The 19,989-nt window shown below is 72.0% G+C and carries 18 protein-coding genes; 6 read left to right on the forward strand and 12 right to left on the reverse strand.

Annotation, left to right across the window (positions count from 1 at the left end; translation table 11 throughout):
• Nucleotides 1-594, forward strand: coding sequence for a GNAT family N-acetyltransferase (locus ABZ321_RS18830; protein WP_344498139.1), 594 nt, complete (start codon nucleotides 1-3; stop codon nucleotides 592-594).
• Between the two features lie 5 nt (nucleotides 595-599).
• On the opposite strand, the gene ABZ321_RS18835 is transcribed toward ABZ321_RS18830, so the two are convergent.
• The 6 genes from ABZ321_RS18835 to ABZ321_RS18860 all read right to left on the reverse strand — a co-directional run bounded on the left by ABZ321_RS18835 (nucleotide 600) and on the right by ABZ321_RS18860 (nucleotide 8,319).
• Complete coding sequence (locus ABZ321_RS18835) at nucleotides 600-1,973, reverse strand: SPFH domain-containing protein (protein ID WP_354892688.1); 1,374 nt, start codon at nucleotides 1,971-1,973, stop codon at nucleotides 600-602.
• Nucleotides 1,974-2,024: 51 nt separating this feature from the next.
• A complete protein-coding gene (malQ, locus tag ABZ321_RS18840; protein WP_344498135.1) occupies nucleotides 2,025-3,767 on the reverse strand; it encodes a 4-alpha-glucanotransferase in 1,743 nt (580 codons plus the stop codon).
• A gap of 112 nt (nucleotides 3,768-3,879) precedes the next feature.
• Nucleotides 3,880-4,704, reverse strand: a complete 825-nt coding sequence (locus ABZ321_RS18845) for an MEDS domain-containing protein (RefSeq protein ID WP_344498133.1) — start codon at nucleotides 4,702-4,704, stop codon at nucleotides 3,880-3,882.
• Nucleotides 4,705-4,744: 40 nt separating this feature from the next.
• Nucleotides 4,745-5,632, reverse strand: a complete 888-nt coding sequence (gene ppk2 / locus ABZ321_RS18850) for a polyphosphate kinase 2 (protein WP_354892692.1) — start codon at nucleotides 5,630-5,632, stop codon at nucleotides 4,745-4,747.
• Between the two features lie 57 nt (nucleotides 5,633-5,689).
• Nucleotides 5,690-7,318 carry a VWA domain-containing protein gene (locus ABZ321_RS18855; RefSeq protein ID WP_344498129.1) on the reverse strand — a complete coding sequence of 543 codons (1,629 nt, stop codon included), beginning with the start codon at nucleotides 7,316-7,318 and terminating at the stop codon, nucleotides 5,690-5,692.
• Nucleotides 7,315-8,319: a hypothetical protein gene (locus ABZ321_RS18860; protein WP_354892695.1), complete on the reverse strand. Its 1,005-nt coding sequence runs from the start codon at nucleotides 8,317-8,319 to the stop codon at nucleotides 7,315-7,317. Before ABZ321_RS18860 ends, ABZ321_RS18855 begins: the two co-directional genes overlap by 4 nt.
• A gap of 147 nt (nucleotides 8,320-8,466) precedes the next feature.
• Here ABZ321_RS18860 and ABZ321_RS18865 point away from each other — a divergent pair, with 147 nt between their 5' ends.
• Complete coding sequence (locus ABZ321_RS18865; protein ID WP_354892698.1) at nucleotides 8,467-9,501, forward strand: phosphatidylinositol-specific phospholipase C domain-containing protein; 1,035 nt, start codon at nucleotides 8,467-8,469, stop codon at nucleotides 9,499-9,501.
• Between the two features lie 196 nt (nucleotides 9,502-9,697).
• Nucleotides 9,698-11,347, forward strand: a complete 1,650-nt coding sequence (locus ABZ321_RS18870; RefSeq protein ID WP_344498123.1) for a substrate-binding domain-containing protein — start codon at nucleotides 9,698-9,700, stop codon at nucleotides 11,345-11,347.
• A 3-nt stretch (nucleotides 11,348-11,350) separates the two neighbouring features.
• Here the strand turns inward: ABZ321_RS18870 and ABZ321_RS18875 are convergent, their stop codons facing one another.
• Together ABZ321_RS18875 and ABZ321_RS18880 are read right to left on the reverse strand one after the other, a co-directional pair.
• Nucleotides 11,351-12,787: a M1 family metallopeptidase gene (locus ABZ321_RS18875; RefSeq protein ID WP_354892701.1), complete on the reverse strand. Its 1,437-nt coding sequence runs from the start codon at nucleotides 12,785-12,787 to the stop codon at nucleotides 11,351-11,353.
• Nucleotides 12,788-12,804: 17 nt separating this feature from the next.
• Nucleotides 12,805-13,668 carry a metal ABC transporter substrate-binding protein gene (locus ABZ321_RS18880; RefSeq protein WP_354892704.1) on the reverse strand — a complete coding sequence of 288 codons (864 nt, stop codon included), beginning with the start codon at nucleotides 13,666-13,668 and terminating at the stop codon, nucleotides 12,805-12,807.
• 203 nt (nucleotides 13,669-13,871) lie between these two features.
• On the opposite strand from ABZ321_RS18880, the gene ABZ321_RS18885 reads away from it, so the two are divergent.
• Nucleotides 13,872-14,507, forward strand: a complete 636-nt coding sequence (locus tag ABZ321_RS18885) for a dihydrofolate reductase family protein (protein WP_354892707.1) — start codon at nucleotides 13,872-13,874, stop codon at nucleotides 14,505-14,507.
• Here the strand turns inward: ABZ321_RS18885 and ABZ321_RS18890 are convergent.
• Nucleotides 14,494-14,970 carry a GNAT family N-acetyltransferase gene (locus ABZ321_RS18890; protein WP_344498115.1) on the reverse strand — a complete coding sequence of 159 codons (477 nt, stop codon included), beginning with the start codon at nucleotides 14,968-14,970 and terminating at the stop codon, nucleotides 14,494-14,496. The genes ABZ321_RS18885 and ABZ321_RS18890 overlap by 14 nt on opposite strands.
• 164 nt (nucleotides 14,971-15,134) lie before the next feature.
• Between ABZ321_RS18890 and ABZ321_RS18895 the strand changes: the two genes are divergently transcribed.
• A complete protein-coding gene (locus tag ABZ321_RS18895) occupies nucleotides 15,135-16,502 on the forward strand; it encodes a cytochrome P450 (protein WP_354892710.1) in 1,368 nt (455 codons plus the stop codon).
• Between the two features lie 71 nt (nucleotides 16,503-16,573).
• The gene (locus tag ABZ321_RS18900; protein ID WP_354892713.1) at nucleotides 16,574-18,076 is read left to right on the forward strand and encodes a DHA2 family efflux MFS transporter permease subunit; all 1,503 of its coding nucleotides are present in this window, start codon (nucleotides 16,574-16,576) and stop codon (nucleotides 18,074-18,076) included.
• A 489-nt stretch (nucleotides 18,077-18,565) separates the two neighbouring features.
• On the opposite strand, the gene ABZ321_RS18905 is transcribed toward ABZ321_RS18900, so the two are convergent.
• Genes ABZ321_RS18905 through ABZ321_RS18915 form a run of 3 tightly spaced genes read right to left on the reverse strand, consistent with a single transcriptional unit; the run spans nucleotide 18,566 to nucleotide 19,881 of the window.
• Entirely contained in the window at nucleotides 18,566-19,246 is a 681-nt protein-coding gene (locus tag ABZ321_RS18905; protein WP_344498108.1) for a TetR/AcrR family transcriptional regulator, read from the reverse strand.
• Between the two features lie 10 nt (nucleotides 19,247-19,256).
• Nucleotides 19,257-19,715 carry a hypothetical protein gene (locus tag ABZ321_RS18910; RefSeq protein WP_354892717.1) on the reverse strand — a complete coding sequence of 153 codons (459 nt, stop codon included), beginning with the start codon at nucleotides 19,713-19,715 and terminating at the stop codon, nucleotides 19,257-19,259.
• Between the two features lie 4 nt (nucleotides 19,716-19,719).
• A complete protein-coding gene (locus ABZ321_RS18915) occupies nucleotides 19,720-19,881 on the reverse strand; it encodes a hypothetical protein (RefSeq protein WP_354892720.1) in 162 nt (53 codons plus the stop codon).
• Nucleotides 19,882-19,989: the final 108 nt, after the last annotated feature.

Consider the following 19,989-nt stretch of genomic DNA (forward strand, 5'->3'; position numbering starts at 1 on the left):
ATGGTCGACACGGCGGCGCCGGTACTGCGGTGCGGGTTCGGCGGGGCGCACACCGCGACGACGGCGCGGCTGGAGGTGTCGGTGCCGCGCCGGCAGGAGCTGATCGACGTGTGGGCCGACCTGGCCGACGCCGAGGCGAGGTTCCGGCTCGGCTGGGGCGAGGACGGGCCGTGGGTCGACCAGGACGACACGGACCCGATGGTCATCGCCGACGAGGGCGCCGAGTTCATCGGCCGCGACCCGCAGACGGGTGTCGCCGTCGTCAGCGCCGGTTTCGGCCGGGCCGACGACGGCTACATGGAGGTCAGCGGCCTCGTCCACCCGGCGTTCCGCCGGTTCGGCTTCGGCCGGGAGGCCCTGCAGGTCGTGTGCGCCTTCGCCCACCGGCACTTCGGCGTCACGGAGCTGCGGGCCAGGTGCGAGACCGACAACGAGGCGAGCCGCCGCTGGCTCGCCTCGGCCGGGTTCCTGCCGGTTGAAGGGGTGTTCATGCACACGCTGCCGGACGGGCGGAGCATGGCGACGATCCGGTGGCGGCACCTCGACCCGACGGCCCGCCGCCGGTGCAAGCGCCCGTTCATGCCCGTCGAGTAGGCCGGTTACGGCTTCTTCAGGGTCGCCTGGAGCGCGCCGACGACGCCGGCGAGCTCCGCGAGGAGACCGCCGACGGTGGAGGTGTCGTTGCCGCCGATGGTGACGGTGCGCAGCTCGGCGGGCTTCGGCAGCTTCGCGACGATCTCGGGCAGGGAGTCGACGAGCTTCGCCTGGATCGCCTCCGCGGACTGCGAGTTGTCGATCTCGCCGCGCAGCCGGGCCCGGTCCAGTTCGAGCAGCCCCTGCTCGTGGACGGCCTGGGCGCGGATCGCCTCGACGGCCAGCTCGCCGTTGACGGTGAGGCGGCGCAGCTCGGTGTCGCGTTCGATCCGCAGCCGGCCGATCTCCGCCTCCTCCGCGGCCCGGGACCGCTCCAGCGCCATGGCGTGCCGGGCGGTGGCGTCCTGCAGGTCGGCGAGGGCGCGGCTGTCCTCCTCCTGCCGTTGCGAGCGGCGCAGCTGCTCCTGCGCCTCCTGGTCGAACTGCACGGCGGCGTTGCGGGCGCGCAGCTCGGCCAGCTCCCGGTCGCTCTCGATCTGCTGGGTCTGCCGCAGCCGGGACGCGGCGAGCTCGCGGGCGCCGATCGCCTCATCGGCGGCGAGCTCGGCGAGCCGGGCGATGCGGCCCTGCTCGGAGCGGTACGGCTTCTGCAGGTTCTCCCACAGCCGCGACGAGCTGACCACGGCCTCCTTGATCTGCACGGTGACGATCCGCAGGCCGAGACCGGCGGAGGGGTCGGCGGCGGAGTTCCCGGAGGTGCCTTCGGCGACGGCCCGCAGCCGGGCGGTGAGCTCCTCGATGATGGGCTGCTTGTCGCTGAGGACGTCGCTGACGCCGAGGGTGGCGACCTTGTCCTTGATCGCGGCTTCGGCCTGCTCCTTGAGCTGCAGGTTGACGAGGCGCATCGGGTCCTCGGCGTCGCCGAAGTCGAGCTTGCGGTACGCGGTGGAGAAGTCCTCGATGATCCACTGCACGTACGCCTGGACGAGGACGCCCTGCAGCTCCCGGCAGATGCAGAAGGCGTTGATCAGGATGGTCTGCATGGCGCCGGGCACGACGAGGTAGGAGTCGGTCGCGGGGTTGTACCGGAACGACACGCCGAGCCCGACGTGCAGGGGTTCGCTGCGGCCGCGGCGGGTGTGCACGACGAACGCGTTCGGCGGGACGATGACGGTCTTCCACCGGCCGAACCCGGTGACGCGGACCTCGACGGCGTTCGGCGCCGGCTGGCTCACCTGCTGCCGGCCGCCGCCGCCGCGGGTCGGGCCGCCCGGCGCGGCGGGGGGCGGTGCCGCGACGCTGCGCTTGGACCTCAGGTCACTCTCGAGGCGCTCCTGCTGCGCGACGACCTGCTGAAGGTAGCTGTTCCCGCTCGACATCCGCCCGCTCCCTGATCGTGGGATTCCGGGCACCCATCTTGGGCGACCCCGTCAAGGGCGCGCCACCGATATGTCGCCGGAGAACAGGTCCGCGATCTGCTTCATCCGCGCGTCGGTGGTCAGCTCCTCCAGCGGCAGCGGCAGCGGGATCCGCCAGTTCGGATATTGCGTGGTCGTCCCCGGCAGGTTCGGCTGGCGGACCTCGCCGAGGACGTCGTACGGGGAGGCGAGCACGATCCGGCACGGGGTGCGCAGCAGCAGCTGGTGCATGGCCAGGACGATCTCCTCGTCGGTGCTGTCGGGGCCGGTGAGCCCCTCGGCGTCCAGCAGGTCCAGCAGCGCCGTGCGGTCGGCGGTGGCGGCGGCCCACTCGAGCTTCACGTCGCGGGTGAGGACGCCGGCCTCGGCGCGGGACAGGACGTGCTCGCCGGACAGGAACCCGGCGGCGGTCGGCAGGTCGTGGGTGGAGACGCTGGCGAGCGCGTTCTCGGGCCAGTCGCCGGGCGGCAGGAACCGGCCGTCGTCGTCGCGGGTGAACCACAGCACGGCCGAGCCGAGGACGTTGCGGTCCTGCAGGGTGGTGGTGACGACCTCCTCGACGGTGCCGAGGTCCTCGCCGACGACGACCGCGCCGGCGAGCTTCGCCTCCTCGACGAGGATGCCGAGCATCGCCTCGTCGTCGTAGTACACGTACGTGCCCTGCGCCGGGGTCTGGCCCGGCGGCACCCACCACAGCCGCCACAGGCCGGCGACGTGGTCGACGCGCAGCCCGCCGGCGTGCCGGAAGATGTCGCGCAGCAGGGTCCGCCAGGCGGCGTAGCCGGTGTCGGCGAGCCGGTCCGGGCTCCACGTGGCGAGTCCCCAGTCCTGGCCCTGCTGGTTGAACGCGTCCGGCGGCGCGCCGATCTTCGCCCCGGCGGCGACGACGTCCTGCATCGTCCACGCGTCGGCGCCGCCGGGGTCGATGCCGACGGCCAGGTCGTGGATGATCCCGACGGTCATCCCGGCGGCGGCGGCGTTCGCGGCCGCCAGCTGCTCCGCGCAGCGCCGCTGCAACCAGATGTGGAACGCGACCGCCGCGGGGTCGGCGACCGCGTACGCGGCCGGTCCGGGCTGCCGCAGCTCGGCGGGCCAGGTCCGCCAGTCGGGGCCGTGGTCGGCGACGAGCGCGCAGTACACGGCGAAGTCCGCCAGCTCGGAACGCTCCGGGCGCCCGGGACGCTCGGGGGCGGCACCCTCGGCCGCCGGGCACAGCAGGGCCAGCGCCGCGCGTTTCGCCCGCCACACGCCGTCGTAGTCGATCAGCTCGTCGGCCGGTCCGGCGGGGCGCAGCGCGTCGACGGCGGCGCGGACGTCCGGCGCGGCGGAGCGGTACTCGGGCAGGTCGGTGATCCGCAGGTACAGCGGGTTCACGAACCGGCGCGACGACGGCGAATACGGCGAGGACGGCAGCGGATCGACGGGCGCGACGGCGTGCAGCGGGTTGACGAGGATCGCCCCGGCGCCCGTCGACGCGGCCCAGCGGGTGAAGGCGGCGAGGTCGGCGAAGTCGCCGACACCCCACGAGCCGGCCGAGCGCACCCCGTACAGCTGCAGCATCCACCCCCAGGTGCGCGGCACCGCCGGCAGCGGCCCGGACGGCACCACCGGCGCCCCGCCCGCCGCCGGGCCCGGCACCGCGGCGGGCGGCCCGAGCAGCGCCAGCACCGTCTGCACGACCTCGGGCGCGATGTCGACGCGCTCGTGGCCGGAGGTCTCGTAGTAGGTCGCTACACCGCGGGGAAAGGCAGGCACGCGCACAGTCATACCCCGCCGGCCCGGCGGCGAAGCGCGCGACCGGTCATGCCGCCACCTCTGCTGCGCTCCGGGCCGGTCATGCCGCCACCTCTGCTGCGCTCCGGGCCGGTCATGTGCCGCCGACCCGGTCGCGGAGCACGAGGGTCGGCACCTCGTCGGCGCCGACGAGGTCGAGTGCCTGCCGGACGCCGCGGGTGCAGCGCACGACGGTGTGCCGGTTGGGCCGGGACGCGGCGAACCCGACGATCGCGTGGGCCGCCGCCGCGTCGAGGAAGAGCAGGTCGCTGGCGTCGAGCAGCACGGTGCTGTCGGCCTCGGTGACCATGCCGAGGATCGACGGCAGCGCGCCGGTGTTGGAGGCGTCGAGCTCACCGGACAGCCGCAGGTGCGCACCCCAGCCGCCGACGGTGAAGCGCAGCAGCGGTCCGGCGTGCGCGGCCGCGACCGCGCCGATGGTCGCCTTGTCGAAGCGGCGGCGGTCGTACAGGCAGAGCCCGCCGATCCGGACGTCGCCGAAGAACGCGTTGACCGCCGACTCGTAGGCGACGAGGTCGGCGGCGGCGAACCCGGCCCGCAGCGTCCACGTCATCTTCCCGGCGACGAACACCGTCTGGAACCCGTCGGCGAACGCCTCGTCGCGGACGGTGGTGAGCCCGTCGAGCATCTGCTGGACCCGGCCGTCGCCGGACGCGGTGAATCCGCTGCCGTACAGCAGGACGAGCAGCTGCCCGGCCGCCGCGTCGGGCGCGGCGGCGACGAGCTGCCGCGCCAGGTCGGTGTCGTCCGCGTCGAGGAACACGACCACCCGCTGGCCTGGGCGGACCCCGGTCCGCACGAACCCGGTGAGCAGGTCGCGGCACTCATCGGTGGCGGCGTAGGTGGCGCTGACGTGCTCACCCAGCCGCCACGACGGCACCGTCCGCCCCTCCGACACCGCACAAGCCTATGGACAATCCACCGCCCAGGCTAGACCGCTACAGCCGAGGTGCGTCACCGGTCGACTCGTCGGCCAGCGCGGCCGGGCCGATGATCAGCGGGTCGGGGTTGCGGACCAGGTCGGCGTCCTTGCCGTCGTAGTCGAAGCGGCTCAGCACGTGCCGCATCGCCTCGATGCGGGCGCGTTTCTTGTCGTTGGACTTGACCACGGTCCAGGGGGCGTCGGCGGTGTCGGTGTAGAAGAACATCGCCTCCTTCGCGTCCGTGTAGTCGTCCCACTTGTCCAGGGACGCGAGGTCCATCGGCGACAGCTTCCACTGCCGGACCGGGTCGACCTGCCGGATCAGGAACCGGGTCTTCTGCTCGTTGCGCGACACGGAGAACCAGAACTTGACGAGGTTGATCCCGGACCGCACGAGCATCCGCTCCAGCTCCGGCGCCTCCCGCATGAACTCCAGGTATTCGGCGCGGTTGCAGAAGCCCATCACCCGTTCGACGCCGGCCCGGTTGTACCAGGACCGGTCGAACAGCACGAACTCGCCGGCGGCCGGCAGGTGGTGCACGTACCGCTGGAAGTACCACTGCGTCGACTCGCGTTCGCTGGGCTTCTCCAGGGCGACGACCCGGGCGCCGCGCGGGTTGAGGTGCTCCATGAACCGCTTGATGGTGCCGCCCTTGCCGGCGGCGTCGCGCCCCTCGAACAGGATGACGAGCCGGTCGCCGCGGGCCTTCAGCGTGTACTGCAGCTTCAGCAGCTCGATCTGCAGGAGGCGTTTGGTGCGGTCGTACTCGTCGCGGGTCATCCGCTCGTCGTACGGGTAGTCCTCCCGCCAGGTGTCGACCGGCTGCCCGTCCTTGCGCAGCAGCACCGGGTCGTCATCGTCGTCGTCCTCGACCAGGTAGTCGTCGAGAGAGAGGTCAGCCATCCCATGGATGTACCCTCTCCCCCGCCGTTTCACCACTGCGGCAGTTTGAACAGCACGTTACTGGTACCCCCGGATCTCCTTGAACGCGCCGGCGAGGGCGCCGGTCGCCCGGGCGTCGAAGGTGCGGCCGCCGGTGAGGTTGCTGACCTCGGTCATCTCGCCGGTGTTGCTCTCGCCGAACAGGACGGTGAACACCGGCACCCGCGGCAGCTGCGGCACCTTCGCCCGGAACGCGGCGAGGTCGGCGCCGGCGGTGCGGGCACCGTCGGTGAGCAGCACGATCGACGTGACCCGGTCGTCGCCGCCCGCGCCGACCATGCCGTACGCGGCGAGCAGCGCGTCGTAGATGGCGGTGTCGCCGTCGGCCTTGAGCTGCTGCACGTGGGTGCGGATCTGCGCGAGGGTCGGCTCGAACCCGGCCTCCGGCAGGTCGAACGTCGTCGGGGTGCCGGGGCGGGTGCTGAACGGCAGCAGGATCACCTGTTCGCGGCCGTTGAACCGGCTGAACTGCCCGGACAGGCTCGTGTCGGCGCCGGTGAGCCCGGTCAGCGCGGTCTTGAGCCCGGCCAGCCGCTCACCCTTCATCGACCCGGACAGGTCCAGCACGTAGATGGTGCGGGCGGGGCGGCGCAGCGAGTCGCCGAACGCGCCGATGAGCGCGTCGGCGGCGTCGAGCTTGCCGGGGAACGGCAGCTCCGGCAGGTTGCCGCTCTTCGGCCCGAACGCGGCGTCCAGGGTGAGCGACGCGTCGGGCACGGCCGGGCGGCGCCACGTCCGCTGCATGATCTGCCGCTGGACCGACGGCCGGCGCAGGTAGTCCGTCACCGCCGCGTAGTTGGTGCGGGCCTGCTCCGACGCCCCGGACAGCAGCGTCAGCGGGTAGTCGGCGGTGACGACCCCGTCGGCCGGGTAGACGACGGTGAGCGGTTCGGTGAGCTTCCCGGACGCGTTGAGCGACAGGATCACCGACTCGTAGTTGACGAGTCCGTCGACGGGCCGGCCCTCGGCGCCGGCGCGCAGGTAGGCGTCCATGAGCCAGCCGGACGAGCCGGCGGTGAGGCTCTGCCCGGCGAAGAACGCCCGCAGCCGGGGCGTGATCGGCCCGATCTGGTCGGCGGTGAGCGCGGCGCCGGTCCCGGCGATCGCGGCGGCGACCCCGACCAGCGCCGCGAACCCGGAGTTGGACGCGGCCGGGTTCGTCATGCCGTAGGTGAACTTCCGCTCGCCGGCGGCGACGGCGATCTCGCTCCAGGTGGGGCGGGTCCCGCCATCCTGCACTGACCACCCCAGTTTCTCGGCGACGGAGCGGCGCAGGCCGAGCACGACCGGCGAGGTCGCGATCTTCGTGGCGGTGCCGGTGCGGGACGCGGCGTCCGGGTGCAGCTGCAGGTACCGGTTGCTGGCGAACCAGGTGGCGTCGTACTGCTTCGCCGCGCCGCCCTGCACCACCGACTCGACGCCGTCGAGGGTGCCGGTGGGGGTCAGCTTGACGGTGACACCGGTCGCCGCGGCCGCCTCGTCGAGGATCGGCTGCAGGTCGGCGAGCTCGCTGCCGGCCAGGACCCGCAGCACGCCGTCACCCTTGACGAACGGCTGCTCCCCCTTCGCGGCCTGCGGCGTGTCCGTGCAGGCGGCCAGGGAACCAACGACGACCAGGGCCAGGGAGGCCACCAGGAGCTTCCTCATGCGAGTCTCTCTTCCAGCGCGTCGAGCAGCGCTTGCAGGGTGGGTTCGTCCGGGGACGGGATGACGTCGGGGCCGCCGAGGGCGGCCGCGCCGGGCGCGAGGGGCGCGCCGGCGGTGCGGAACCCGTGCGCGGCGGCGAGGCGCTGCAGCTGCGGGTCCGTCTGCAGCAGCTTCGCCAGCTCGGCGCCGGCGGCGGTGAACGGCACCACCGTGTGCTCGCTGACGATCGTCGGCTGCGGGTAGAGCAGGACGTGGTTGTCGCCCTTGCCGCGGTCCAGGAACTGGGCCTCGTAGACGAGCACCAGCGGCGCGAAGTTGGTGGTGCGGCTCAGCCAGCTCTCGAAGGGCTCCTCGGTGGTGGTGTCGACCGCGCCCTGGTCGGCGAAGAGCTTGGTGACCGCGTTGAGGTTGCCGCCGGTGACCTGGTTGAGGATCGCGGCGTAGAGCGCGGCGGAGTTCGAGTCGGCGGGCCGGGTGGTGGCCACGAGGACGGCCTGCTTGACCTGGAACGTGGCGTTGCCGGGGATCTGGTCCCAGCGCAGCTGCCGCTGGTTCGCCTCGACGAGCGCCTTCACGTCCAGGGTCCAGTGCCCGCCGGCGGCGGCGCGGCGGGCGAGGCCGGCGCTCTGCAGCAGGTCGACGATCGGGCTGGTGCTGGCGACCGCGAGGGGTGAGCTGAACACCGTGACGGCGGGGGCGGCGGGCCGGCGGTGCCGGGCGATCTCCACGGCCGCCGGGGCGCTGCCGGGGAACGCGAAGTCGTAGTCGTCCAGCGGCATCCCGGCCATCCGGCGGGAGCCGGCCGGGTCGAGCCGCAGCCGGAGGCCGTGCTTGGCGAGGGCGGCCTTGACCTCGGGGTCGGCGAAGAAGCCGGCCTTCTCCGAGCCGATCACCCCGGTGAGCTCGCGGGGGTCGGCGTCGCGGCCGAGGAGGTGGCCGATCGAGGCGCCGGCGACGACGAGCAGCACCACGAGGACGATGAGCCATCCGGTCCGTCTCACGCCCGTGATTGTGCCCCGCCGCCGCAAGGCTCTTGCCGTATATCTGCTGTTCAGACCGTGTTCACTTAGTCCACAGTGGATGATCGTTCGGCAGCTGTTCACATCGCCGGTTCCGCCCGGACTCCATCGATGACTATCGTGCTCCGCATGCGCTGGAAGTCATTGACCGCTGTCACACTCACGGTCGTCGCCGCCGCCCTCGTCACCCCGTCCACGGCCCACGCCGCCGGCCCGACCGACGCCCTCAAGCTCTCCCACACCACCGCCGTCGGCGTCCACAACACCTACGACAAGGCGAAGTACGCCTACCTCGCCGACGCCCTCGACACCGGCGTGTCCCTGCTCGAGTTCGACATCTGGGTCGACACCGCGAGCCGCCGCTGGCGCGTCAACCACGAGCTCTTCGGCACCAGCAACAACTGCACCGCCGCGACCACCGCCGCCCAGCTGCGCACCGGCGCCCGCGACCAGCAGTTCGGCGTCTGCCTCGACGACATCCGCATCTGGAGCGACGCCCACCCCGGCCACCAGCCCCTGCACCTCAAGATCGAGCTCAAGGCCGGGTTCGACAGCCGGTACGGCCTGGGCCCCGCCGACTTCGACACCCTCGTCGCGAGCAAGCTCGGCACCAAGGTGTTCAAGCCCGCCGACCTGAAGGGCTCCTACGCCACCCTCGACGCCGCCGCGAAGGCCGACAACTGGCCGACCCGCGCCGCCCTCGCCGGCAAGGTCATGCTCGAGATCATCCCCGGCACGTTCGAACGCGGCAACCCGTTCGACAACCTCGACACCGACGTCGAATACGGCCGCCACCTGCGCGACCTCGCCGCCGCCGGGAACCTCGCCCGGGCCCAGTCCTTCCCGTCCGTCCTCGACGCCGCCGCCGGCGACCCGCGCACCCGCTACAGCGAGACCAACATCCGGCCCTGGTTCGTGATCTTCGACGGCAGCGCCAGCACGTACCTCAACGGGTCCATCGACACCACCTGGTACAACACCAACCACTACCTGCTCGTCATGACCGACGCCTCCGCGGTCCCGCCGCCGATCGACCCGACCGCGCCCACCAACGCCCAGGCCCTCGCCAGGATCAACCTCCTCGCCGGCCGCGGCGCCACCATCGTCTCCGCCGACTGGGCCCCGAGCACCGGCGTCCTCGGTACCGTCGTCCCGCGCGGCTGACCCTGCCCGGTAGCCGCTGCCCGGTAGCCGCTGCCCACCTGGTGGCAGACGGCCACGTGATCGACCGTCCGGACGGACACCCTGGCTGAACGGCTCAGGGTCACGGCCGGACGGTCGACCGGGACCGGAATCATCCTTGCTCAATGGCATACTTTCCGCGTTTCCACCCCCACTGACCTCGCGGATGGTTGCCACGATGGGCAAGCACATAGCCGGCACCCGCCTCGTCGGCACACTGCTGCGCGGGCTCGTGCTCCTCCTCGCCGTCGGACTCGTCGCCGGAGCCGGCTGGTACGTGCTGCGCAACAACAGCGCCAACGGCGCCGAAGGCAGCTGCCCCACCACCCTGCACGTCGTCACCGCGTCGTCCTTCGCGACCGTGGTCTCCGCCGCCGGCCGGACCCTGCGCGGCGGCGACGACTGCGTCCTCGTCGACACCACCAGCACCGACGGCCGCCCCGCCGCCGGGCAGCTCACCCAGAGCCGCGCCGACCTGTGGATCCCCGACGACGCCTCCTGGGACGTGATCGCACCACCGCAGTTCGTGGCGAAGAAGGACACCCTCAACGCCTACGCGACCCTCGCGTCCAGCCCCATCTACATGGTCACCGACCCCGCCACCGGCGACCGCATCAACGCCGGCGGCGGCGGCTGGCTCGCCCTGTCCGGCCTGCTCAACACCAAGAACTCCGGCGTCAAGCTGGTCGTGCGCAACCCCGCCATGTCCGGCGACGGCATGGTCGCCGCCGGCGCCGTCGGCGAGGCCGTCTGGCTGGAGAAGGGCATGGACGCGTCCTCGCTCGTGCTCACCAACGTCCTCAACGTCACCCGCACCGTCAACCACGACCTCGCCGCCATCCCCGAGGCCCCCGGCGAGGTCGGGCTCATCCCCGAATACGCGCTGCTGGCCACGCTCCGGCTGGCGAAGACCGACCGCCGGTACATCGTCGGCACCGACCACACGGCGCTGCTGCGCTACACGTGGCTGCCGGCCGCGACCGCCGCCGCCAACCCGAAGAAGGCCGCCGCGCTGCGCCGCCTCTACGCCGCGTTCACCAGCGCCGAAGGCAGCCGCGCCATCGCCGAGGCCGGCCTGCGCGGCCCCGACAACCTCCGGCCCATCTTCGACGGCGCCAACATCCTGCCCGAACCCACCGCCAAACCGTTCGAGGTCCTCCAGCCGCACCACGTGCAGCACATCTTCGCCACCTGGGACCCCGAGGACCGGCGCAGCAACCTGCTCATCGTCGTCGACCTCGCCAGCAACGGCACCAGCAGCGGCGCACCCACCTCACCGCCACCCGGCAAGCAGGTCACCCAGCCGATCGAGGTCCTCCGCAACGGCTGCCTCGTCCTGTCCGGCCTCATGCCCGTCGGGTCCCGCCTCGGCCTGTGGGAGATCAACCCCGGCAACCCCGGCTACCGCAAGCTCATGCCGACCGACCGCCTCGACGACGCCACCCGCGCCTCGTTCGAGAAGCAGGTCGGCAAGCTCGCCGCCCACCGCACCGGACCCGGGCTCTTCGACACGATCGCCGCCGCCTACCAGTCGGTCCGCGACGACTACCACGACGACATGTTCAACCAGGTCCTCGTCTTCACCGACGACCAGAACAAGGACAGCGCCAACACCGCCGCCGTCGACGCCCTCGTGCAGAAGCTCACCGGCCTGCAGGACCCCAACAAGCCCGTCACGGTCAGCATCGTCGTGCTCGGCAAGAAGGACTCCGCGGACCGGCTCAAGACCGCCCTCAAACCCATCGACGCGTACGTCGACAACGCCCTCAACTCCGATGACGTGCAGGCCGCGTTCATCCACGTCGTCGCCGGCGGCCTGCACGAATAGCGGCTACGCGGGGGTCGTCGGGGAGTCCAGCCAGGCGTCGATCAGCTTCGTGAAGTCACGGCCCGTCTGCTTGTTCACGAACGCGGTGAACGCCGCCCGGTCCTGCGCCGTCCCCGCGTGCTGCGACACCCACGCCCGGGCCAGGGCGAAGAACGCCGAGTCACCCAACGCCCGGTGCAGCTCGTGCAGCATCAGCGCCGGGCACACGTACACGTTGCTCTCCGCGAAACTGTCCGCCCGCGGGTTGCCGGGCGGCCCCAGCCGCTGCCGCGCGTCCGCGTCGCTCTTACGCGCCCGCCGCGCCCAGTCCTCGATGTCGTAACCGTCGCGCTCCGCCGTGTACAGCGCCTCCGCGTACGTCGCCCAGCCCTCGTTGAGCCACACGTCCTTCCACACCGCCGGGCCGACCGCGTCACCGAACCATTGGTGCGCGTACTCGTGCAGCATGATCCCGTCCAGCGCCGACACGTTCGTGCCCTGCGACAGCACGTCGCCGCCGATCGTCACCATCTGCTGCGTCTCCATCGCCGACCGCGACGGCACGATCACCGCACCCGCGCTCGGGAACGGGTACTGCCCGAACCGCGCCTCCAGCCACTCCAGCTGCTGCGGCGCCTTGCGCAGCACCGGCAGGAACCGGTCGTCCTTCCCCGGCCGCGTCCACAGCGAGATCGGCAGGTCACGCGGGCCCGTCAGCCTCGCCACCTGGTAGTCCTGCCCGACCGCCAGGGTCGTCAGGTAGGTCGCCACCGGCTGCGTCGACCTGTACGTGTACGTGCCGCCCGTCACCGGCCCCGGCGTGCCGCTCGCGACGGCCTCCCAGCCCTCCGGGACCGTGATCGAGATGTCGTACAGCGCCTTGTCCGACGGCTGGTCGTTCGACGGGTACCAGGTCGACGCGCCGAACGGCTCCTGCATCGTCCACAGCTCACCCGCGTCGGTCACCGTCAGCCCCAGCGGCTCGGCGTCACCGCGGTGCGACGGCATCGGCACCGGCGCCGGCGTCCCCTGGTACTCCACCACCAGCGTCACCGTGGTGCCCGCCGTCAGCGCCCGGTCCACGGTCAGCTTCCCGCCCGCGACCCGGCCCTGCGCCGCGACCCCGTCGACGCTGGTGGAGCTCAGCGTGTACGGGCTGCTCAGGTCGAGCTTCAGGGCCGGCTCGGCACGCAGCACCCGCAGCTTCACCGTCGCCTTCCCGGTGAGCGTCTTCGTCTGCGGCGCCCACGCCAGCGCCAGCCCGTAGTGCAGCACGTCGACCGACGGGTTGCCGTACGCCGGATAGACCGGATCGGCGACCGGGGTGGACGTGCCGTCGACGTTGCCCACCGCCAGCGGCTGCGGCGGCCGGTCCAGGTCGACGGCGCCGCTCGACGTGCAACCCGCCAGCAGGACGGCGGTGGTCAGGATGCTCAGGACGCGCAATGGAGGGCGACGCACCCGGCCAAGGATAGGACTCAGGTGCACCCGAGCGCCTCGCGCAGGGCTGCGAGGTTGCGCACCATGACCGACACGTAGTCGCTGCCCTCCTCGACGCCCTCGATCGGGTCGAGCACCGCCGCCTTCGCGCCGACCTCCTTCGCCACCGTCTCCGACAGCTTGGGGCTGACCAGCGCCTCGAAGAAGATCGTCGTCACGCCCTTCTCCTTCGCCAGCGCCGCGACCTCCGACACCCGCTGCGGGCTCGGCTCCCCCTCCGGGTCCAGGCCCGAGATCGGCACCTGCGTCAGGTGGTACCGGGACGCGAGATACCCGAACGCCGCGTGGCTCGTCACGATGTCACGCCGCGCGCACGTCCGCAGCCCGGCGGTGTACTCCTCGTCGAGGCGGTGCAGCTCGTCCTGCAGCTGGCCGGCCCGCGCCCGGATCGCGCCGGCGTTGGCCGGGTCGAGCGTGGCGAGCCGCTCCGCGAGCTTCCCGGCGATCTCGGCGAACCGGACCGGGTCGAGCCAGACGTGCGGGTCGTCGCCGTGGTCGGGGGCCACGTCGAACGCCTTGTCCTTCGCCTGCAGCTTGACGGCCTCGTCGACGGACGGCTGGAACCCCGACAGGTACACCACCAGAGCCGCGTCCGTGATCTGCGCCAGCTGGCTCGGCTTGAGCTCCAGGTCGTGCGGCTCCGCGCCGGCCTGGGTGAGGTTGGTGACCTTGACGTTCTCCTCGCCGAGGCGCTCCGACACGTACTGCAGCGGGTAGAACCCCGCCACGATCCGCAGCCGGCCGTCGCTCCCGCCCCGCGGGGCCTCCTCACCGCCGCAGCCGGCGGTGCTCAGCAACAGGGACCCGGCGGTGAGACCGGCGAGGACGGCGCGACGCAGCATGATCCCATCCTGTCGCCAGTTGACAATGATTGTCAAAAACGCATGGATGCCCCGACACTCGTGGCGTGGCTCGTCCGCGCGGCCCACGTCACGGGGTGCTAGGCTTCCTAGGAACCTAGTTCTCATTGCTTTCCTCGGTGATGTCGATCCGGGCCGTCCTGCTTCGACCTGGTGACGACATCGTCTTCGAAGGGGAATCCGCCATGCTGCGTGTGCACAACTTCTGCATCTCGGTCGACGGTTACGGCGCAGGGCCGGACCAGCGGCTCGAGGACCCGATCGGCACCGGCGGGGAGCGGCTGCACGACTGGCTCTTCGAGACCCGCACCGGCCGGCAGATGTCCGGACGCGACGGCGGCAGCGAGGGCATCGACGACGAGATGATCGCCGCCGGCCAGACCGGCCTCGGCGCGACCATCATGGGCCGCAACATGTTCGGCCCGCTCCGCGGTCCCTGGTCCCCCGGCGAGTCCTGGGCCGGTTGGTGGGGCGCCGACCCGCCCTACCACCACCCGGTCTTCGTCCTGACCCACCACGCCCGGCCCAGCATCACGATGGAGGGCGGCACCGTCTTCCACTTCGTCACCGACGGCATCGAGGCGGCCCTGGAGCGGGCCACCGAGGCCGCCGGCGGGCTCGACGTGCGGCTCGGCGGCGGCGTCTCGACGGTCCAGCAGTACCTGCGCGCCGGCCTGGTCGACCAGCTGCACGTGGCGATCATCCCGATCGTGCTCGGGCGGGGCGAGCGGCTCTTCACCGACGGCCTCACCGACGGCTACGCGTGCACGCGCATGGTCGCCTCCGACGCGGCGACCCACATGATCCTCAGCCGAGCATGATGGAGAACTGACGGGCGGTCAGGCCGAACCAGCGGTCGGTCAGCCCCTCGTCGGTCATGCCGAGACGCTTCGCGACCGCCTGCGACGCGAGGTTGTCGTCGTCCGTGAGCGCCAGGACCCGGCCGCTCGTGCGGGACAGCACCTCGCGGGCGGCGCGGGTGGCGAGGCCCTTGCCGTGGTGCGCCGGGTGCAGGTGCCAGCCGACCTCGACCTCGTCGGAGTCGGCGAGGGGCACCAGGAGGACCGTGCCCACCGGTACACCACCCTCCTCGATCGCCCAGAAGCCCCTTGGGCCGTCCTCCCGCTCGCGCATTCTGGCCAGCCTGGCGAGTGCCTCGTCGCGGTCCGCGACGACCCTGCGGGGGTGCGCGCCCAGGTGCCGCATCACCTCCCAGCGCGAGTAGATGTCGTAGAACGCCTCGACGTCGCCGTCCGTCCATCGCCGCAGCAGCATGTCCGCCATGATGGCAGCATGCTCGGTTCCGCGGACGCCGTCGCCTTCCTGCCCTCCGACCCGACGGCAACACGCTGTCGCTGACCCGGTTCGCGCCTCCGGTTCGATAGCATCGCTTCGATTTCCGCCTTGATCGCCGGCGGGTGCCGACGGACCACGGAAGGTCGACGCTCATGACTGTCACCGACGCCGCCCCGGCGCCGACGCGCCCCATCCCGGTGGCGAAGGGCCGCCCCCTCGTCGGCAACGTGCCGGAGCTGGCGAAAGACCCCGCGCGGTTCTTCGCCCAGGCGTACCGGGAGAACGGCCCCGTCTTCAAGATCAGGGTGTTCAACAAGTCCTACACGGTCATCGCCGGCGCCGAGGCGGCCGACTTCATGGGCTCGAAGGAAGGCCGCGAATGCCTGCGGTCCAAGGAGTTCTGGCAGGGCTTCCTCGACGAGTACGGCGGCACCCGCACGATCCTCGGCGAGGACGGCGACAGCCACAAGGAGCTGCGGGAGATCATGCGCCGCGGTTACTCCCGCGACGCGATCAAGGGCCGCGGCAACGAGCTCGTCGAGATCACCGACCGGGTCCTCGCGCGGGACTGGAAGGCCGGCGCGTCCGTCCCGGTCGTGCACGCGCTGCAGTACATGGTGACCGACCAGCTCGGCACGATCCTGACCGGCAACGCGCCCCTGGAATACGTGCCGGACATCCGCACCATGACGCTCTACGTGCTCAACGTCCTGGTCACGAAGCAGCGGCCGAAGATCCTGCTGCAGAATCCCCGGTACAAGAAGGCCCGCCGCCGCGTGTTCGAGCTCAGCGACACGATGGTCGCTTCGCTGCGCGCGAGCGCCGGCAGCAAGCCTCCGGAGGAGCGCAACCTGGTCGAGGACCTCATGGACGTGCACCTCAACCGCGAGGGTGTCCTGCCGGCCAACGATCTCGTGCTCGCGCTCACCGGCCCGTACGTCGCCGGGCTGGACACGGTCGCGAACACGACCGCGGCCTTCATCTACTCCGTCCTCAAGCACCCGTCAGTGCTCGAGCGGGTGCAGGCCGAGGCCGACGCGCTGTTCGCCGGCGGCCCGATCACCGACGACGACCTGCGCAAGATCCCGTCGATCCGGTACGCGCTGATGGAGACGATGCGGCTCTATCCGATCGCGGTCGCGCTGAACCGCACCGCGACGCGGGACTTCGAGTTCGCGGGGTACACCATCAAGGAAGGCGAGATGGTCTACGTCGGCACGACCGTGCCGCACTTCATGGAGGAGTACTACCCCTCGCCGGAGACCTTCGACATCGGGCGGTACGAGAAGCCACGGTCGGAGCACCTGCGGCCGGGCGCGTACTCGCCGTACGGGCGTGGGCCGCACACGTGCCTCGGCAAGAGCTTCGCCGACGTGCAGATGGCGCTGTCGATGGCGCGGCTGTTCCACCGGCTGGACCTCGCGCTCGACCCGCCCGGCTACACCCTCGTGACGAAGACCGCACCGACGCCGGGGCCGGCGATGAACTTCAAGGTCAAGGTGCGCGGCTACCGCCACTGAGTTTCTTGCCGTCGTTCCTTGCCATCGTTTCCTGCCGTCTTTTTGTCGGACCCTCGGGCTAGGTTCTCTGCATGGCAACGCTGTCGTACGGCACCGCGTCCGGGCGCTGGGTCCTCACCGCGACGATCCTCGGCTCCGGCATCGCCGCGATCGATGCGACCGTCGTCGGCATCGCCCTGCCGGCGATCGGTCGCTCGTTCGACACCGACCTCGAGACGTTGCAGTGGGTCGTCACCTCCTACACGCTCGCCCTGGCCGGGCTGCTGCTCATCGCGGGCGCGCTCGGCGACCGGTATGGGCGTCGGAAGATCTTCCTCGTCGGCGTCGTCTGGTTCGCCGTCGCGTCCGTCCTGTGCGGCGCCGCGCCCGACGCGCCGACCCTCATCGCCGCCCGTGCCCTGCAAGGCGTCGGCGCGGCCCTGCTCACCCCAGGCAGCCTCGCCATCCTGCAGGCGTCGTTCCGCCCCGAGGACCGCAGCCGCGCCATCGGCGCCTGGTCCGGCCTCGGCGGCGTCGCCACCGCGATCGGCCCGTTCCTCGGCGGCTGGCTCGTCGGCGCCGCCTCCTGGCGGCTCATCTTCGCGATCAACGTCCCGATCGCCGCCGCCGTCGTCCTGCTCACCTGGCGCCACGTCCCCGAGTCCCGCGACACCACCGCCACCGGCCGCGTCGACGTGCCCGGCGGCACCCTGGTCACGCTCGGCCTGATCGGCATCACCTATGGCCTGATCGAGGGCCACTCCCTCGGCTGGACCAGCCCCCTGGTGCTCACCGCCCTCGTCGGGGGCGTGCTGATGCTCGGCGCGTTCGTCTGGTGGGAGCGCCGCACCGCCCACCCGATGCTGCCGCTGGACCTGTTCGCGTCCCCGCAGTTCAGCGCCACCAACGTCGTCACGTTCGTCGTCTACGGCGCCATCGGCGGTGCCCTGTTCCTGCTGCCGATCCAGCTCCAGCAGGTCGCCGGCTACAGCGCCCTGCAGGCCGGCGTCTCCCTCCTGCCCGTCACCGTCATCATGCTGCTGCTGTCCGCCCGCTCCGGCGCGCTCGCCAGCCGCATCGGCCCGCGCCTGCAGATGAGCGCCGGCCCCGTCGTGGTCGGCCTCGGCATGGCGCTGTTCGCCCGGATCGACGCTTCCGGCTCGTACGTCACCTCGGTCCTGCCCGCCGTCGTCGTCCTCGGCCTGGGCCTCGCCACCACCGTCGCCCCGCTCACGTCGACCGCGCTGTCCTCCGCCCGCTCCAGCCACGCCGGCATGGCCTCCGCCGTGAACAACGACGTCGCCCGCGCCGCCGGCCTGATCGCCGTCGCCGTCCTCCCCGCCGCCGCCGGCATCACGGGCACCGCCTACCTGGACCCACCCCGCCTCTCCGCCGGCTTCCACACCGCCGTCCTCATCTGCGCCGCCCTCTGCCTCCTGGCCGCCGCTGTCGCCGCCACCACGATCCGCAACCCACCCCGCCCCACCCCCACCCCAGCTGTGCTGGAGAAGCCGTTGCGGCACTGCGCCGTCGACGCTCCCCCACCACCCCCGGCCTCAGCCGCCACCCCGACGACGGCCACCCACCACCACTGACCCCGCCCCGCCAGCAAGCCCCCGCCTGCCCTCCCCGGATCAGGTCAGCGCCGGCTCTCCGCCACCACCACGATCCGCAAACCACTCAATCCGCTCCCACTGCCGCCCCAGGCGGGGCCACCGCGCCCACCGCGGCACAGAAGCCGTTGCAGCACTGCACCACCGCCTCCAGCCTCGACCCCCACCTCGCCAGCAAGTCCCCCCGCCCAACCCGCCTGCCTACCTGGGTCAGGTCAGCGCCGGGCCGGTCGCCTGCTGTGACGGGTCGTGGAGCCGCCTGTCCCTTGCGGGCACAGCAAGCACGTCCGCCTCGACCTGCGGCTCCGCACAGACTCCACGCTGCCGGGGCCGTGGTTATGGTGCTGTTCCCCCATCGGGGCCAGGCCAGTCCTCATGATCCGGTAGACCTTGTGCACCTCTGACTGCACAAGGTCTACCGGATCATGAGGAAGGCTCTCGTTCGGCGGGCCCGCGGGCAGGGCTCGGCGGTCAGGGGGTGAGGAGGCCTCGGAGGACGCTGCGGACGGTGCGTTCGAAGAGGTCGGAGGCGGCCGGCGGCTGGGCGGGGCTGGTGAACGCGGCCGTCAGGTGCGGGTGCGCCTGCGGGTCCACCAGGGAGAACAGCTGCGCGGCAGAGGCGCGCTTCCGCTCCTCGGCGGCCGGGTCGCCGGGCGGCGGGTTGCCCGGCACCGGCTGGGCGAACAGCGAAACCACGCCGGTCAGGACACCCATCGTCTCCATCTTCGTGCTGGCGGCGGCGGGCAGCGGCGCCATGATGGCCATGCAGCGCTCGAAGTAGTTGACGGCGCGCGGTCCGAAGGTGCCACGGCGGGCGGCTTCGGTGAGCCAGGGGTGGCGGCGGTACAGGGCGAGTTGCTCGCGGGCGACCTCCACCAGGTCGTCGAGCCAGTCGCCGGTGAGCGGCCGGTCCAGCGGGAGCTCGGTGAGGACGGCGTCGGACATGAGGTCGAGCAGGTCGTCGCGGGACGACAGGTAGCGGTACAGCGAGCCGGCGCCCGTGGACAGGGCCGAGGCGACGGCGCGCATCGAAACCGCGGACAGGCCGCCGGCGTCTGCCAGTACAACGGCCGCCGCGACGATCTCGGCCCGGCTGTGCTGCGGGACAGGTCCCCGGGACCCGCGGTCGGGGCGGGTCCAGATCGTGTCCATGGCGACCAGCTTAAATCGCGAACGATGTTCCCGGTTCGCGCAGCGCCCAGCGGCGAGCGAGCAGGACGGCGCCGATGTGGGCGGCGACGACGAGGGCGCACTCGGTGAGCACGACCCACGGGCTGGTGCTGTAGCCGGTCAGCCGGGCGAACCCCACCGTCAGCGGGGCCGCGACGAGCGCGGCGGCCGGGATGAGGACGGCCATCGCGTTGGCGGTGTTTCCGGTGTACGGGAGATGCCGCAATCGAATCCGGACGGCCGCGACCGATCCGGTGACCGCGAACGCCACCGCGGCGCCGTAGAAGATGCCGGCAGCCAGCAGGATCGGCACCTTCACGGACCTCGGCAGGTCGAACAGGGCCACCAGCAGCGGGTGCACCACCATGGTGATCAGCGCGAAGCCGGCGGCGCCGCCGAGCAGCACGCCGGTGCGGTCGGCGGTCGCGATGGCGTCGTCGATGGTGTCCACGGCGTCAGCTCCTCGGCGTGTCGGTGGGCGTGTCGATGCCGGCGTCCCCGGACGCCCGGCTGGTGTCCTGGTCGGTCAGGGTGGCGTCGACGATGTCCACGAACCGCCTCCACTGCCGGCGCCACGCGTCCAGGCGCGCGGTGCCGGCGTCGGTCAGGGCGTACACCTTGCGGGGCGGCCCACTAGGTGACGCCTAGTAGCGTTCACTTGGAGTCGCGGGTGTACCGCGGCGGCGGGTCGGAAATTGTGTCGGACCCAACCGGTAACATCCTGA

It is taken from the genome of Dactylosporangium sp. NPDC006015, assembly GCF_040614215.1.
GTDB lineage: Bacteria > Actinomycetota > Actinomycetes > Mycobacteriales > Micromonosporaceae > Dactylosporangium > Dactylosporangium maewongense.

Bases quoted from the DNA above. Each gene is read 5' to 3' on its own strand.
- ABZ321_RS18830 (WP_344498139.1), top strand. From the start codon at position 1: ATGGTCGACACGGCGGCGCCGGTACTGCGGTGCGGGTTCGGCGGGGCG.
- ABZ321_RS18835 (WP_354892688.1), bottom strand. From the start codon at position 1,973: ATGTCGAGCGGGAACAGCTACCTTCAGCAGGTCGTCGCGCAGCAGGAG.
- ppk2 (WP_354892692.1), bottom strand. From the start codon at position 5,632: ATGGCTGACCTCTCTCTCGACGACTACCTGGTCGAGGACGACGACGAT.
- ABZ321_RS18855 (WP_344498129.1), bottom strand. From the start codon at position 7,318: ATGAGGAAGCTCCTGGTGGCCTCCCTGGCCCTGGTCGTCGTTGGTTCC.
- ABZ321_RS18865 (WP_354892698.1), top strand. From the start codon at position 8,467: ATGCGCTGGAAGTCATTGACCGCTGTCACACTCACGGTCGTCGCCGCC.
- ABZ321_RS18870 (WP_344498123.1), top strand. From the start codon at position 9,698: ATGGGCAAGCACATAGCCGGCACCCGCCTCGTCGGCACACTGCTGCGC.
- ABZ321_RS18880 (WP_354892704.1), bottom strand. From the start codon at position 13,668: ATGCTGCGTCGCGCCGTCCTCGCCGGTCTCACCGCCGGGTCCCTGTTG.
- ABZ321_RS18885 (WP_354892707.1), top strand. From the start codon at position 13,872: ATGCTGCGTGTGCACAACTTCTGCATCTCGGTCGACGGTTACGGCGCA.
- ABZ321_RS18890 (WP_344498115.1), bottom strand. From the start codon at position 14,970: ATGGCGGACATGCTGCTGCGGCGATGGACGGACGGCGACGTCGAGGCG.
- ABZ321_RS18895 (WP_354892710.1), top strand. From the start codon at position 15,135: ATGACTGTCACCGACGCCGCCCCGGCGCCGACGCGCCCCATCCCGGTG.
- ABZ321_RS18900 (WP_354892713.1), top strand. From the start codon at position 16,574: ATGGCAACGCTGTCGTACGGCACCGCGTCCGGGCGCTGGGTCCTCACC.
- ABZ321_RS18905 (WP_344498108.1), bottom strand. From the start codon at position 19,246: ATGGACACGATCTGGACCCGCCCCGACCGCGGGTCCCGGGGACCTGTC.